At 62.0% G+C, this 14686-nt stretch carries 11 protein-coding genes; 2 read left to right on the forward strand and 9 right to left on the reverse strand.

Annotated features, from left to right (window positions below; translation table 11 throughout):
* Positions 1–39 precede the first annotated feature (39 nt).
* The 4 genes from WBP07_RS08830 to WBP07_RS08845 all read right to left on the reverse strand — a co-directional run bounded on the left by WBP07_RS08830 (position 40) and on the right by WBP07_RS08845 (position 2637).
* The gene (locus WBP07_RS08830; RefSeq protein ID WP_395395582.1) at positions 40–711 is read right to left on the reverse strand and encodes a glutathione S-transferase family protein; all 672 of its coding nucleotides are present in this window, start codon (positions 709–711) and stop codon (positions 40–42) included.
* Positions 708–1160, reverse strand: coding sequence for a cupin domain-containing protein (locus tag WBP07_RS08835; RefSeq protein ID WP_395395583.1), 453 nt, complete (start codon positions 1158–1160; stop codon positions 708–710). Before WBP07_RS08835 ends, WBP07_RS08830 begins: the two co-directional genes overlap by 4 nt.
* A gap of 356 nt (positions 1161–1516) precedes the next feature.
* The gene (locus WBP07_RS08840) at positions 1517–1702 is read right to left on the reverse strand and encodes a DUF1289 domain-containing protein (protein WP_395395585.1); all 186 of its coding nucleotides are present in this window, start codon (positions 1700–1702) and stop codon (positions 1517–1519) included.
* Positions 1703–1896: 194 nt separating this feature from the next.
* Complete coding sequence (locus tag WBP07_RS08845; RefSeq protein WP_395395586.1) at positions 1897–2637, reverse strand: dienelactone hydrolase family protein; 741 nt, start codon at positions 2635–2637, stop codon at positions 1897–1899.
* 208 nt (positions 2638–2845) lie between these two features.
* On the opposite strand from WBP07_RS08845, the gene WBP07_RS08850 reads away from it, so the two are divergent.
* Positions 2846–3190 (forward strand): DUF1905 domain-containing protein, encoded by a 345-nt coding sequence (locus WBP07_RS08850; RefSeq protein ID WP_395395588.1) that lies wholly within the window; start codon positions 2846–2848, stop codon positions 3188–3190.
* A gap of 324 nt (positions 3191–3514) precedes the next feature.
* Here WBP07_RS08850 and WBP07_RS08855 read toward each other — a convergent pair whose 3' ends face one another.
* Entirely contained in the window at positions 3515–4723 is a 1209-nt protein-coding gene (locus tag WBP07_RS08855; RefSeq protein ID WP_395395589.1) for an adenylosuccinate synthetase, read from the reverse strand.
* A gap of 98 nt (positions 4724–4821) precedes the next feature.
* Entirely contained in the window at positions 4822–5703 is an 882-nt protein-coding gene (locus WBP07_RS08860; protein WP_395395591.1) for a hypothetical protein, read from the reverse strand.
* A 114-nt stretch (positions 5704–5817) separates the two neighbouring features.
* On the opposite strand from WBP07_RS08860, the gene WBP07_RS08865 reads away from it, so the two are divergent.
* On the forward strand, positions 5818–6486 hold the full coding sequence (locus WBP07_RS08865) for an NUDIX hydrolase (protein WP_395395592.1): 669 nt from the start codon (positions 5818–5820) through the stop codon (positions 6484–6486).
* A gap of 500 nt (positions 6487–6986) precedes the next feature.
* Here WBP07_RS08865 and WBP07_RS08870 read toward each other — a convergent pair whose 3' ends face one another.
* From WBP07_RS08870 to WBP07_RS08880, 3 genes are all read right to left on the reverse strand, one after another.
* Complete coding sequence (locus WBP07_RS08870) at positions 6987–7658, reverse strand: glutathione S-transferase family protein (protein WP_395395594.1); 672 nt, start codon at positions 7656–7658, stop codon at positions 6987–6989.
* The gene (locus WBP07_RS08875) at positions 7655–8107 is read right to left on the reverse strand and encodes a cupin domain-containing protein (RefSeq protein WP_395395596.1); all 453 of its coding nucleotides are present in this window, start codon (positions 8105–8107) and stop codon (positions 7655–7657) included. The genes WBP07_RS08870 and WBP07_RS08875 overlap by 4 nt, the downstream gene beginning before the upstream one ends.
* A 628-nt stretch (positions 8108–8735) precedes the next feature.
* On the reverse strand, positions 8736–14684 hold the full coding sequence (locus WBP07_RS08880) for an MBG domain-containing protein (RefSeq protein ID WP_395395598.1): 5949 nt from the start codon (positions 14682–14684) through the stop codon (positions 8736–8738).
* Positions 14685–14686 lie beyond the last annotated feature (2 nt).

Raw genomic sequence — 14686 nt, forward strand, 5'->3', positions numbered from 1 at the left:
TCGCCTATGCTATCCGCCTGAGCGCAAGCGGGCAGCTTCTCAGGGAACGGGCAGCTTACTCGCGTTTTCCGCCAGCCATTCGGTTCCCACCGCCACACCCCGGCGAACCGCCGGACGCACAGCCATGGCATCGCGCCAGCGAGTAACGTTCGGATAGCCTTCGACATCGGCATAGTCGCCGTGCTGCACGACCCATGGCCAGCTAGCCATGTCGGCTATTGAGTACTCCCCGCAGATGAAGTCCCGCCCTTCAAGCTGCCGGTCCAGCACGGTGTAGAGACGCTTCACTTCCTTGACGTAGCGGTGGATCGCCAGCGAGGTTTCTGCCGGATCCCTCCCCGGCTTTGACGCAGCCCGGCGGAACCATGTCACTTGCCCGCTCATCGGACCAAGCCCCGCCATTTGCCACATCAACCATGCGTCCACTTGCGTGCGGCGCGCCTCGTCCTGCGGGTAGAACATGCCCGTCTTCCGGCCCAGATACTGGAGAATGGCGCCGGATTCGAACACCGTCACACGCTCGCCACCGGGCAGATCGTCGGTCAACGCAGGTATGCGCCCGTTCGGACAGATCCTGAGGTAATTGTCGGAAAGCGCCTCACCGTCGAAGATGTTCACCACGACGAGTTCGTAAGGAAGCGCCATCTCTTCAAGTGCGATGCTGACCTTCCTCCCGTTAGGGGTGGGAAAATAGTAGAGCCGGATCGTCACTTGCCGCCCCTGATCGGCCTGAAATCAAGCTGCATCTTGATCCGCGCCTCAAGTTCCATGTCGGGAAAGGTCGAGACGTCATAGGCATCACGGCCGCCGATATCGTAGTAGACCGCGACCTCGGTGCTGCGGTTCTGGAGATGGTGGGGATTGGCGACGCCGGCAGGAAAACCCACGACATCCCCGGGGCGGAGTATCTCCTCGCCTTCGTCGGTAACCGCAACCAGCTCCCCAGAGACGACGACAACGACCTCGTCGTTGATGCTGTGCCAGTGACGCTGGGTGGACCAGGCCCCCGGCGGAAGCTCTACGCGGTTCACGCCGAACTGCGCCAACCTCAGCTCGCGCGTCAAAGGCCAGGTCTTCCGGCCAGCCACTTGCTGGTCGAACGGCGGCGGATAGCTTGAGCCGGTGCGGGCCTTGGCCTCTTCGAACTTGGGCTTCGTCACGTTCGCTCAACCACTCCCTTCTAGTTCTTCCCGCTTAGCAAACCCGCCTTACTTCCTGCTAGATAGTATATGCCATCTCAAAGCAGTCCTCGCGAGTGCCGAAAGGCAAGGAGGATGGGTATGGCAAAGGCGCTCCAATCCGCTGATGGACTATCTCGCCTCGCATTAGAACCCGGCTGGCCAGACGGTCTTTAGACCTTCAGCCAGAAGTTGTTGCCGCTTCCAAATTGATCGAATGAAAACGGCTAGTCCATCGTCCGACGTGTCTTGGGACTTAGCCGACGTTCAGGATCTGCTCTCGAACTGCGGCTATTGGAGCTGAAGGAGACGATCTCTGCGCCCTTAGCCCAGCCTGATCAGGTAGCATCGCGCGCGGCCAGGCGTTGCAGCCGACGAGGCAACTCACGCTCGATGGACTTGCGCCCATGTGGTTGCATCTTGCGCCACTTGCGTACCTCTTCAAGGGTGCGCGCACATCCTCGGCACCAGCCCGACTTACCGTCGAACTGACACACCGATATACAAGGGTCCTTGGTGGTCACCGGGGCTTCTCCATGCGCCACCTGTAGCGATGCGCTCGAGTTCCCGCGAGAGATAATCCCGCTCTGCACCGCCTGCGTCATCCAGGCCGTTCATTGTGCTCTCGGATGGTTAGGCCTTACGGTGTATTGGGCGAGGAAACACGCCCTACAGTCGAATTCTATGCCAAGCACATCACGTCAAGGACAGATCAGCGTCACCGAAGCGTGCGATGGAACAGGTCAACCGCCGCGTTTAAAGCCCGCGCCGCCAAGACAGGGTCATAGCGATGCCCCTCATCTCGCATGAAGGCATGAGCCGCGTTGACCTCAAGCCATTCGTAGCTGGCGCCGACAGCTTCTAGCCGCTCCCGGATCTGCTGCCGTCCCGTAAAAGGGATATGGGGGTCCTGCCTGCCCCACACAAACAGCGCTTCGGCTTTCAGCTCTTCCAGGCGGTAAAGGGTATCGTCGTTCCTGCCTTGTCCGAGCGTACCGCTGTGAATGTCCGTAGGATAGAAACAGGCCGCGGCCTTCACCCGCTCGTCGAATGCTGCCCGGAGAGCGAGGTGCCCGCCCAAGCATTTGCCGATGGTTCCGAGCTTGCCCGTGCTCGCGGGATGGGCTGACAAGTAGTCCAGGCCGACTTGAGCATCGCGGTCGAACGCTGCGATGCTTTTGGTGATTTTGAGCGCATTGCCCCGTTCCGTACTTTCGGCGTCATAGGCAAGGCAGGTACCCGCCGGTTCGAACTCATGGTAGACTTCCGGCACTCCAACGAGAAACCCATAGCCGGCCAAAGTGGCTGCGATCCGCCGGATCGGCCCTGTTACCTGGTATATCTCCGAAAAGAACATCAGCGCCGGAAAGCGTCCGGAACCGACCGGTCGGAACAGATGCATCCGCATCGTCCCATCATCAGTAGGAATGTCTGCAAATTCATCGGACAGTATGTTCATGGGTAATCGCTATCGGAGTTGCTTGGTTGACGAATTCGATAGCGCCCGCGGCGATACAGGGGAAGGATGCAGACAGGTCTGGCCGCGACCTGCCGATAACGCCCTGCCCTGCTCCGCCGCCATCGGCGAAGTCACTCGTGCATGCCAGGCACTGGCATACACGTGGCGAAGCTATCGCGCGGTCCATAGTTGCGATAGACTAATTGCCATGCCCGCCGATATTCTTCCCATCGCGCACTTCAACTTTGTAGGCGAAATCTTCGAATGGCGGGGTCCGGCGCCCTTCTTCTTCGTCGCCGTGCCTGACGATCACGTGGATCAGGTGCGTTATGCCGCTCGGATAGCAAGCTATGGCTGGGGCGTTGTGCCCGTGCAGGCAATCGTGAACGAAATCCCGTTTACGACATCCCTTTTCCCGAAGGGAGCCGGCTATCTTTTGCCTGTCAAAGCAGCCGTCAGAAAGGCCGGTAGGATCAATCTCGCCGACAGCGTGACAGTTGAGATCCAGGTGACCGCAAAACGCGGCTTCGATGAAGAGCATCCGGCGATATAAGTCCGGCGCACCGAGCCATCAGTAGTTTGAATAATTCCAGATCGCCTGGGACAGATTGAGAGGTCGATGTGCATTGCGCAAAGGCCCTCGTGGTCATCGAAGCAGATCCACGAAAGTCGCGCATCACTTGAAATTCCGTCCCGTCCCGTCCCGAACGTGACCGTAACAAGAAGCGCGGCTTCAATCCGGATGCTCAATGGAAGTTGCCCTGCAGGTTCATTTGAAGAACGTTTAGAAAACGGGACTGCCCGACGCGACCGATAGTGTCTACGGTTTGGCGGCAGTTTGCGCTGCATCACAGCTTCGGCAAAACTCATTGAACGTCTAAGCACAAGTCTCGGCGGCATGCTGCACATTGACGGGCACCTCGAAGACAAGCTCGGCTGCCAGGCCCGTGGCATCGGCAAGGGCTGCCAGGAATTGATCCCTGCCTCCTTTCTTGACCGCAGCGCCGACGCGCCAGGATAATTGACCGTCGGCCGCCTGATCCAGACAAGTAACCGCAAGGCTCGGGCGAACCGAAATGCTTGCGGGCGCCTTCGCCAGATCCGTCCGGATGTCATGGGCCAGCGCCTGCGGATCCAGCAGACCAAACCGCAGCGTCTCCTGCCACGGATTGGGCTGGTTGGTGGCATCATCGACCTTGAAGTAGGCCGCAATATCCCGTTCGTCCGGCATGGGGCCGCGCCCATGACGGGTGAGATAACAGCGCGTCACATAGATCGGTTCGAGCGCCTCGATACCCGCCTCCCTGGCGATGGCAGCCATATTGGCAATCCCGGTGTTGGAGCGGGTCAGGTAGGGAAACTCGGGATAATTCCGATCGAGCCGAAGGCCTTGGGCACCTTCGAAGATCACGCTGTGCTCCTGCCCCAGCGCCGCATCGTCGCGGATTGTCACCAGCGAGAGGAAGCGCCGGCAGTCTTCGAGAAAGTGCGCGAACAGTCCCGGTGCACCAGCGTGATCGAGAGGACCGGAGAGTTTCGGATCGAAACCCGCCTGCGCCATGCGCGCCGGCAGCCATTCGTCGCGGATCGCCCGCAGCTTTTCGGCCAGATCAGGGGCGGCAAGATCCCCCACCGTCAGCCGGCTATCGAAGTCTTCGGCCCGCGCGACGGTCTCGCCAAAGCCCAGGCCGCAGGAACCATGGCGTCCATCGCCTCGAGCCATCTCGATCGCCTGATTGACCATCATGTCCCAAGGCGTCGTCACTAGACCGCGCGGATCGGCCGTTACCTCAATGCAGCCGCCCAGCCCGGCAATGCGCTGGACCTCTTCTGGCAGTTTCATCGGATGCGAGACCATGAAGCGAGACAGATGCGTCGCTGCGCCTACGAGCGCGCCCGAACCCAGGTGGTGGAAGACATGGCGGATGCCGTCAGGCCGCACCACCGTGTGCCCGGCCTGCGCCCCACCATTACTGCGGACGACGACCGCTCCGCCGGGCGATTGCGCTGCCAGCCATTCGATCGTGCGCCCCTTGCCTTCGTCGCCATAGGCGGCGCCTATCACGGCTCTTGCAACTTTGGTCATGATACGATCACGCCTTCTGATAGGTGCGCCCGGTCAACCGCTCCGCCAATATCTGGGCGGTTCACCGGACACCTTTCCCGCTTACAGGACCTTTCGCGCTACCTGCCTTGGCTTCCGACAAAGGCGTCCCATCCCAGCAGGGCCTTGGCCCGCGCCTTCATGCCGGACGCGACCTGAGTACCCCGGCTCACCTGCTCGATGGTCGCAACGATCGTCTCCGCCAGCTTGGTGGGGTCCTTCAGGTGGATCACCCGCTCTGGCAGGATACGGTTCCAAGAGGACTTCACTTCGCGGAGGCGGCGCGCGGCATAGCTGCCATCGACGATGATGTGGAACACCTCGTAATACTGGCTCGCCAGTTGGACCGTCTCGCGCCCCGACAGCCCCCGCCGGGCATCGACGCCGAGCACCCGGCCCAGTTGGTCCGCCGTCACGCCGTCATGAACGGGTTCATCGCCCACGGTGAAGAGGAAGCCGCGCTGACGGCGCTTCTCGAAGGCATCGTGGACCGTCTTGAGGCCAGCGAAGGCATGCGCAAGGCAGTAGCTCTCGCCGCCATTCCCGCCGCCGCCGCCTTCCAGCCACAGACCTCGCAATTGTTCGACGATCCTCAAGTCGGCTTCGAACTGGGTCGCCTGCAATGGCGCGGCGTCGGTGTATCCATCGCCGATGGCCATTGCCATCAGGTGCGGATCGCTGACAGGCTTGCGATCGAGCAACTGGGTGAACGTGGCGTTGAGGCCGTTCACGACCAGCTCTTCGGCCAGAAAACCCATCGATCCGGTGACGTCCACACCGACGATGATGGGCGTTGCGAGCGGGTTCTCCTCGGAGTCCCTCGACTCTCGCACGGTGATCCGAGCCGGATCGTAGCGCGCGTCCATGCGGCGCGCGCCGAAGAGTTCGTCCCGGCTGCGGCCATGGACCGAATTGGCCGCGTAGCGCTGCCAGTCGGCGTTGTTCCAGTTGCCGTGTCCCATGATCTGCTCCTTTCGCGAATCGATGACGAGCTCTTGATGCGCCCTCTTCGCTCTCTAAACAAGATGCAAAATGCAGTTTGCATTTTAACAATGCCATGGCATGTGACGGTCACTATGCCAGACCACCACCCTCAGCCGATCCTGACGGTCGATATCGTCCCGCTCACGATAAAGGACGCAAGGCTGCACGTACTCCTTTCCAGGCGTGCCAATCAGCCCTTCGCTGGTCAGGCGGCGCTGATCGGAGGGTACGTGCACGTCGATAAGGACGCATCGCTAGGCGAAACCGCGCGCAGAGTGCTGGCGACCAAGGCCGGTCTGAGCAGTCTCTACATCGAGCAACTCTCGACATTCTCGGGCCCAGGACGGGACCCACGAGGTTGGTCTGCCAGTGTCGCCTATTTTTCGGTGACGCCCCTCGATGCTTTGGAGCCGGCGCTCGGCCACGAAGGCCTCGTTCTCGAAGACGCCCTCCAAACGACAGGACTTCCCTTCGATCACGACCTGATTCTGAGCGCCGCCATCAACCGGCTACGCGGCAAGGGGGCCTATTCCGACCTCCCTGCCCGGTTCCTGAGCGAGACATTTACGCTCGCCGAGTTGCATCGAACCTACCAGGTCGTGCTGGACGAGAGCATCAACATCGATGCCTTCCGAAGAAAAGTCGTCGATCGCGATTTCCTGGAAGCGACGGGCGAGAAGCGCCGCGATGAAGGGGCCACACGGCCGTCTGAGCTCTATCGCCTGAAAGCAAAGGCGGCCGTCTTCCAGAGAAGCTTCTGAATCCGGCGGCTGTGCCTACATTGCGTCCATGGCGTATGGTGCACCATGCCGGACGATGATGAAGCGCGCCATGCCCGCACGCATTGAGGAACGGGCCTGAGGCCGCTCAAGGCCCACTATTGAATCCGACGACAATGCGAGCGCGTGGGCCCCGCTGCCGTCGAGCATCTCGATGAATGAGAAATCGGAGTGCCGGAGCGTTCCGGTCTAGACCGTGCCGCGGCTGCCGGCACACAAAATGCGGACAGAGGTGCGGAAAACTGCAGAAAATGGCAGAGTTGACTAGCCAAAAACGGCGGAAGTCTGCTGGCTGGGGCGGCAGGATTCGAACCCAGCATAGGAGCACACGCAAGCTTCTGATCTTCTTAGACTACGGCTGAGGAGATCGAGTCGAAGTATACACCTTGCGGCTACATCAGCCAAGAGCCCGGTTGGGTCCCGTCATCGTTGTCGCCACGCGGCGTCGTTGTGCATCGCCTATGCTATCCGCCCGCGGCTCCTCAGGGAACGGGTAGCTTATTCGCGTTTTCCGCCAGCCATTCGGTTCCCACCGCCACACCCCGCCGAACCCCCGGACGCGCAGCCATGGCATCGCGCCAGCGAATGACGTTCGGGTAGCCTTCGAGATCGGCATAGTCGCCGTGTTGCACGACCCATGGCCAGCTCGCCATGTCGGCTATCGAATACTCCCCGCAGATGAAGTCCCGCCCTTCAAGCTGCCGATCCAGCACGGTGTAGAGGCGCTTCACTTCCCTGATGTAGCGGTGGATCGCCAGCGAGGTTTCTGCCGGGTCCCTCCCCGGCGTTGACGCAGCCCGGCGAAACCATGTCACTTGCCCGCTCATCGGACCAAGCCCCGCCATCTGCCACATCAACCATGCGTCCACTTGCGTGCGGCGCGCCTCGTCCTGCGGGTAGAACATGCCCGTCTTCCGGCCCAGATACTGGAGAATGGCGCCGGATTCGAACAGTTCCACACACTCACCACCTGGCAGATCGTCGGTCAGCGCGGGTATGCGCCCGTTCGGACAGATCCTGAGGTAATTGTCGGAAAGGACCTCGCCGTCAAAGATGTTCACCACGACGAGTTCGTAAGGAAGCCCCATCTCTTCCAGCGCGATGCTGACCTTCCGCCCGTTCGGGGTGGGAAAATAGTAGAGCCGGATCGTCATTTACCGCCCCTGATCGGCCTGAAATCGAGTTGCATCTTGATCCGCGCCTCAAGTTCCATGTCAGGAAAGGTCGAGACGTCGTAGGCATCGCGGCCGCCGATGTCGTAATAGACCGCGATCTCAGTGCCGCGGTTCTGAAGGTGGTGAGGATTGGCGACGCCGGCAGGAAAGCCCACGATATCACCGGGGCGGAGTATCTCCTCTCCCTCGTCGGTGACTGCCACCAGCTCCCCCGAAACGACGACAACGACCTCGTCATTGATGCTGTGCCAGTGACGCTGGGTGGACCAGGTCCCCGGCGGAAGTTCCACGCGGTTCACGCCAAATTGCGCCAGACCCAGCTCGGACGTCAAAGGCCAAGTCTTCCGGCCCGCCACGTGCTGGTCGAACGGCGGGGGATAGCTTGAGCCGGTGCGGGCCTTGGCCTCTTCGAATTTGGGCTTCGTCACGTTCGTTCACCGCTCCCTTCGGCGTTCGTTCGCGCCTGGCAAACCCGCCTTACTTCTCACTAGATAGTATATACAATCTATATGCTAGGCGCGCGAGTGGCGAAAGGGACTGAGGACCGGCATGGCAAAGGCGCTCCAACCGTTGATGGACCATCTCGCCGCGCATTAGGACCCGTCTGAAGCAAACAACTGCGCACCGCCGTGCATGGGCTGATGGTAATCGACCTAGTTGCGGGAATCACCGGACATTGAGATGTCGCGGACTGCCGCGAACGAATTTTTCCAATGCGGTCGAGGCAATCCGGCAACGGATCAGAATAGAGACAATTTGGGATTCTCGAGCGAGGCGTCGATCGGCGCGGTCTCTTTTCGCAGAGCTAGGTCGTTGAACTCGATTGCGAGACGCCGCTCCTGCTCCACTGGCCGTCTGTGATGTAGCACGCGGGTCCGTCCGCTTCGGATAGAAGCATTCGCTCACCGCGACATCTAAGAATGGCGTGATGGACGGCAGCAACCGACACCTCAGCATTCGTTACAAGCGTTCTGTGTGAACCGCCTTTCAATACTTTGCTTAGAAGCCCTATGAGAATGAAAGGGCCTGCAATTCCGAATTGCAGGCCCTGATCAATCAACGGATGAAATCGGGCTCGAAACCGATGTGTCCGCTGGCGAGATCGCCGACCTGAAGTTTGAAGTCGGCAGCCACAAATGGCTCTGCAGCAGCGCTGTTACCCGAAGAGTGTGATGAGGCTGGAATGCTTTGATGCAGCGCACCGCCGGTCGGGGCGGTCGGGGTCGGGTCGTTCTGGACTACCGCCTCCACCGTCAGTTGGCCTGCGGTGAAGGTCTCGAACTCGTAATTCGAATTGAGGACGGAGAGCGAACCCTGGTCGATTTTGTAGGTGCCTGCCGTGCTGATGTCGGCATTGGTCGAAAGTCCACCTGAAACAACGCTTCCAGCGCTATCGCCAGCAACCAGGCCCGACACGGTGTAGGTCAGCGGCAGGTAAGAGCCCGACATGCTGATCGTCTTGGAGTCCGCGGCGATCGACAGCTTGGCGGGGTCGATCTCAAGCGCGCCCGCATCGTAGGAGATCGCGTAGTTGCCCGAGGTCAGACCCGAGGCCGTGATCGCATAGCTGCCGGCATTGGTCGCGCCCTGCGACGAGCCGCCATAGGCAAGGGTTCCGCCCAGCACGCTGGCGTCCTCGCCATTGACGAGGCCGGTGTAGGTGACACCGGCGCCGCCAGCGTAGCCAAGGCCGTCGTAGGTCTTGCTGGCATCGTTGGCCGCGACCGTCAGCGCTGCCTTGTTCACCGTCAATGCGCCCGCATCGTAGGAGATCGCGTAGTTGCCCGAGGTGAGGCCCGCGGCCGTGATCGCATAGCTGCCGGCATTGGTCGCGCCCTGCGACGACCCGCCATAGACAAGGGCTCCGCCCAGCACGCTGGCGTCCTCGCCATTGACGAGGCCGGTGTAGGTGACACCGGCGCCGCCAGCGTAGCCAAGGCCGTCGTAGGTCTTGCTGGCATCGTTGGCCGCGACCGTCAGCGCTGCCTTGTTCACCGTCAATGCGCCCGCATCGTAGGAGATCGCGTAGTTGCCCGAGGTGAGGCCCGAGGCCGTGATCGCATAGCTGCCGGCATTGGTCGCGCCCTGCGACGACCCGCCATAGACAAGGGCTCCGCCCAGCACGCTGGCGTCCTCGCCATTGACGAAGCCGGTGTAGGTGACACCGGCGCCGCCAGCGTAGCCAAGGCCGTCGTAGGTCTTGCTGGCATCGTTGGCCGCGACCGTCAGCGCTGCCTTGTTCACCGTCAATGCGCCCGCATCGTAGGAGATCGCGTAGTTGCCCGAGGTCAGACCCGAGGCCGTGATCGCATAGCTTCCGGCATTGGTCGCGCCCTGCGACGAGCCGCCATAGACAAGGGTTCCGCCAAGCACGCTGGCGTCCTCGCCATTGACAAGGCCGGTGTAGGTAACCCCGGCGCCGCCAGCGTAGCCAAGGCCGTCGTAGGTCTTGCTGGCATCGTTGGCGGTGACCGCCAGCGTTGCCTTGTTCACCGTCAGCGAGCCCGCGCCATAGGAGATCGTGTAATTGCCCGAAGTGAGGCCCGAGGTCGTGATCGCATAGCTGCCGGCATTGGTCGCGCCCTGCGACGAGCCGCCATAGGCAAGGGTTCCGCCCAGCACGCTGGCGTCCTCGCCATTGACGAGGCCGGTGTAGGTGACACCGGCGCCGCCAGCGTAGCCAAGGCCGTCGTAGGTCTTGCTGGCATCGTTGGCCGCGACCGTCAGCGCTGCCTTGTCCACTGTCAGCGCGCCCGCATCGTAAGAGATCGCGTAGTTGCCCGAGGTGAGGCCCGAGGCCGTGATCGCATAGCTGCCCGCATTGGTCGCGCCCTGCGACGAGCCGCCATAGACAAGGGTTCCGCCAAGCACGCTGGCGTCCTCGCCATTGACGAGGCCGGTGTAGGTAACCCCGGCGCCGCCAGCGTAGCCAAGGCCGTCGTAGGTCTTGCTGGCATCGTTGGCGGCGACCGTCAGCGCTGCCTTGTTCACTGTCAGCGCGCCCGCATCGTAAGAGATCGCGTAGTTGCCCGAGGTGAGGCCCGAGGCCGTGATCGCATAGCTGCCGGCATTGGTCGCGCCCTGCGACGAGCCGCCATAGACAAGGGTTCCGCCAAGCACGCTGGCGTCCTCGCCATTGACAAGGCCGGTGTAAGTGACACCGCCGCCGCCAGCGTAGGCAAGGCCGTCGTAGGTCTTGCTGGCATCGTTGGCGACGACCGTCAGCGCTGCCTTGTTCACCGTCAATAAGCCCGCATCGTAGGAGATCGCGTAGTTGCCCGAGGTGAGGCCCGAGGCCGTGATCGCATAGCTGCCGGCATCCGTCCCACTGGCATAGCTAAGCGAACCGCCCAAGATCGACGCCGTTTCGTTGTTCACGAAGCCGTTGTAGGTCAACCCGGCACTGCCGTTATAAACCAGACCATCGTAGGTCTTGGTGGCATCGTTGGCGGTGACGGTCAGCGCCGCCTTGTTCACGGTAAGCGTGCCATCAACGCTGACAATATCGTACTTGGCCGAATAGAGACCGTCGGTGGTGAGCGTGTAGGTCCCGGCATTGGTGAAGCCAGTTGTACTGCCGTACGTAAGGGAACCACTGAGGTTCGCCGCGGTGTCTCCGTCGATGAAGCCAGCGTAGGTTACGCTGTTGCCTCCCGCATAGGCCAGACCGTCGTACGTTTTCGTGTCCGATGCGCGGGTGACGGTCAACTGGGTCAGGAACGTTCGCAGCAACGGGGTCGTGCTGCCATCGTAGATACGCCAGACGGCGCCTGTTCCGCCTTCGTCGTCGATACTCCAGGCCGCACTCGAATAGCTCGACAGGGACATCATCTCGGCAGAGGTGAGACCGACGGCGCCCCCATATCCGCCACCTGCGCCCGAAAGCTGTCCGCTGGTCTCAGTGTTGAAAAACGATCCGGTGATCGCGCCATTTGCTGGGTTCCATCCGAGGAACCCGCCCACGAACGTAGCGCCGCTCACAAACCCCGACGAGAACGCGTTGGCGACGGTGCCACTATAGCTATTGTAGCCAACAAAGCCTCCAACGGTGTTCGACTGGTTAATGCCGTTGACGTCTCCGGTCGCGTAGGCGTTGGAAATCGCCCCCACGTTCGAGCCCACGAAGCCGCCGAGATTAGAATTGCTCGAGGTCACGTTTCCGGTGGCGTAGGACTGCGTGATCGTGCCGTAGTTGATCCCGATAAAGCCGCCGATGCCTGCAGACAGGCTCTGCGTCAGGCTGCCGAGGACGTCGCCGGTGGCGTAGGATTCTGTGATCGTTCCCGACGAGAGGCTGCCGATCAAGCCGCCAATAGCCACACCGGTGCTGATCACGTCGCCCGAGGCCGACACACGGGAGATGGCGGTGCCATCAGCAATGCCGATCAAGCCGCCGACATTGGCGCCGTAAGTCAAGTCCCCCGTGACGGACGCCGAGGAGGTTACGTTGGTGATGCTGCCGCCGGTTGCATTGCCGACCAGCGAACCGACGCTCACGCTGCCTGCGATGCTCCCGCCATCCAGTGCCACATTGCCGATCGTCGCGTCCGATGTGTAGCCGAACAGGCCGATGCCGTAATCGCTGCCCCTCGCGATGGTCAGACCTGTAACCCTATGGTTCTGACCCTCGAACGTCCCCGTAAAGGCGGCCGTGTCGTCGCCGACCGGGTCGAAGCCTTCACTTCCCCAGACATCGCTGCGATAACCGTAGGTGTTGTTCGTAGAAAGCGTGCTCAAGTCGATATCGGCACCTAGGACATAGCTGCCCGAAAGGTTGAGCGCCATGAGCTGGAGGGCATGCGGTGTGTAGATGACGCTCGAAGCCTCACTGCGCAGCATCGGCCGTGTTCCGTCGAGCATGACCCAGGTATCGGTGAAATCGAAGCCACTGTAGGTCGACGCGGTGTAGGCACCGGCATTCGCGATGCCGGTTCCGGCCGCGCTAGTGGCCTGCCCCGTGCTCCCGATATCCCAATACGCGCCGGAAGCCGTGGTCGATCCGAGCAGGTGACCGACAAGCCCGCCGCCTTCGGTCGTAGAGACGACCGCGCCGCTCGCGTAGACATTGGTCAAGCTGCCGGTGCTAAGCCATCCGATGAGCCCGCCCCCTGATTGCGAGGCCGTTACGTTACCCGTGGCGTAGGAATCGGAAATCGCCCCATAGTCGTTCTCGCCGATCAGGCCGCCAACATAGGCAGCGCCCGTAACCGTGGCGGCCGAAGAGGAATTGCGGACCGAGCCGTTGATCGTCGCGCCGGCCAATCCGCCAACGATCGAGCCGGTGCCTATTACCGTACCGGTAGCGTGCACATTCGAAATGCTGGCGCCGACCGCATAGCCGACCAGCGCTCCAACAAGGCCGCCGCCCTGGACCGATACGTTTGACAAGGTCAGGTCGCGAACGGTGCCGGTCAGCGTGCCAATCATACCGACGAAGGAAAAACCCGGTCTGCTGATGGTCAATCCGTCGATGTCGTGCCCAAGTCCGGCAAGCGTCCCGCTCAGGCTGGAAATGGGAGTGAAGAGGACATCCGATGCGTCGACGTCGTTCGCGATCGCGTAGAAGCCCGATCCGGCAACGGACTGCAATTGGGCGAGGTCATGGATCAGCGAATAGGCCTGCCCATCTACGGTGAGCGATGCCGAAGCGCCGGGAAGCGACAGGCGGGCGCCGTCCAGAAGCGCATAGCCGGCGCCCGACGCCGTGAGCGTCAGCGCGGCGTTGGCGCCCGAAAGCGTGATGTTACGCGCAATGCTGATCGCGCCCGAACTGCTTGTGAGCGAAAGCCCGGCCGAAGTCCCCGTCGCGGTGATCGGCGCCTTGATCGACAGCCCACCGCTCGAGACGAGGCTCAGCGTGGTATTGGCCGACCAGCTGATCGCGTCCTTCACGGTCAACATGCCGCTGAGCGGAGTGGAGACCGTGACATTGGTGGTTTCGAGGTTGGCGGACAGGGTCGCGTTGTTGAAGTTGCTCGCGGTATTCTGTGTCGACGAGATCTCGTAGTCGGTGGGGTCAATCAGCCAGGTACCTGTGAGGCCCGATGCAGCAAACGTCGAGACCTTCAGGTCGTCGGCCACCGCGACGCCGGCGGCGGACGTTTCGATGAAACCGCCATCGCCGCCATCGGGCGCCGAGGCGTCGAGCGTTCCCCCGGCGTTGACGATGCCCCCATCCATGCCCGCAAGCAGCAGGATCTGGCCTGAACGATTGGCAAGAGTCTGCGCTTCGATGGTCCCGGTGTTCGAGACGACCGAGGAGACCGCCGCACTCGCCCCTTGTGCGGTGAGCAGCACCTTTCCGCCGTTGGCGGCGATCAGCCCACCGTTCTCGACCAACGCCCGGGTCGTCGCACCGTCGACCTCCACCTGCAGGTGGCCGTCGGCACCGCCGTCGAGAAGCACACTTGCCCCCGAAGCCAGCACGACGTCGCCCTTGGGCGCACTGATCGAACCGAGGTTCGAGACCGTCCCGCCGACCAGCACGACCTGGCCGCCGTCATGCGTCGTGATCAGGCCCTTATTGATCACCGAGCCGCCCGTGGCGAGCGTAAACCGGTCGGTGCCGGCCAGGAAGTCGGCATCCGAGATCGTACCGGCCGCGGCGACAATGCCGCCAACGTCGACCTGCGCGGTCGAGGTGAACAGCACGCCATTAGGATTGACGACGTAAACCTTGCCGTTCGAGGTGAGACGGCCGGCAATCGTCGACCCGGCGGAGGACAACACACGGTTTAGCGTGACGGCGCTGGCATCGGGCTGGACGAAGGCGGCCGAGGCGTTCTTGCCGATGTCGAAGCTCTGCCAGTTGATGATGCCGCGCTCACTGGCCTGAGTTACGGTCATGGCGCTGCCGTTCGTTGCAATCGCAATCTGTCCAGAGACGACAGCGCCGCCGGTAGGCAGCGTCGTCGCGGCCGGACTGGCAAGCGCGGGGGTAGCAAGAGCAAGGCTGAGGAGCGAGGCGCCGGTCTTCACGGCGATGCGGCGGTTGATCTTGGTCATCG

The sequence above is a fragment of the Novosphingobium oxfordense genome (assembly GCF_044029435.1).
Lineage (GTDB): Bacteria > Pseudomonadota > Alphaproteobacteria > Sphingomonadales > Sphingomonadaceae > Novosphingobium.

Excerpts from the sequence above, each read along its gene's own strand:
- WBP07_RS08870 (WP_395395594.1), bottom strand. The coding sequence starts at position 7,658 with ATGACGATCCGGCTCTACTATTTTCCCACCCCGAACGGGCGGAAGGTC.
- WBP07_RS08880 (WP_395395598.1), bottom strand. The coding sequence starts at position 14,684 with ATGACCAAGATCAACCGCCGCATCGCCGTGAAGACCGGCGCCTCGCTC.
- WBP07_RS08865 (WP_395395592.1), top strand. The coding sequence starts at position 5,818 with ATGCCAGACCACCACCCTCAGCCGATCCTGACGGTCGATATCGTCCCG.
- WBP07_RS08845 (WP_395395586.1), bottom strand. The coding sequence starts at position 2,637 with ATGAACATACTGTCCGATGAATTTGCAGACATTCCTACTGATGATGGG.
- WBP07_RS08860 (WP_395395591.1), bottom strand. The coding sequence starts at position 5,703 with ATGGGACACGGCAACTGGAACAACGCCGACTGGCAGCGCTACGCGGCC.
- WBP07_RS08850 (WP_395395588.1), top strand. The coding sequence starts at position 2,846 with ATGCCCGCCGATATTCTTCCCATCGCGCACTTCAACTTTGTAGGCGAA.
- WBP07_RS08855 (WP_395395589.1), bottom strand. The coding sequence starts at position 4,723 with ATGACCAAAGTTGCAAGAGCCGTGATAGGCGCCGCCTATGGCGACGAA.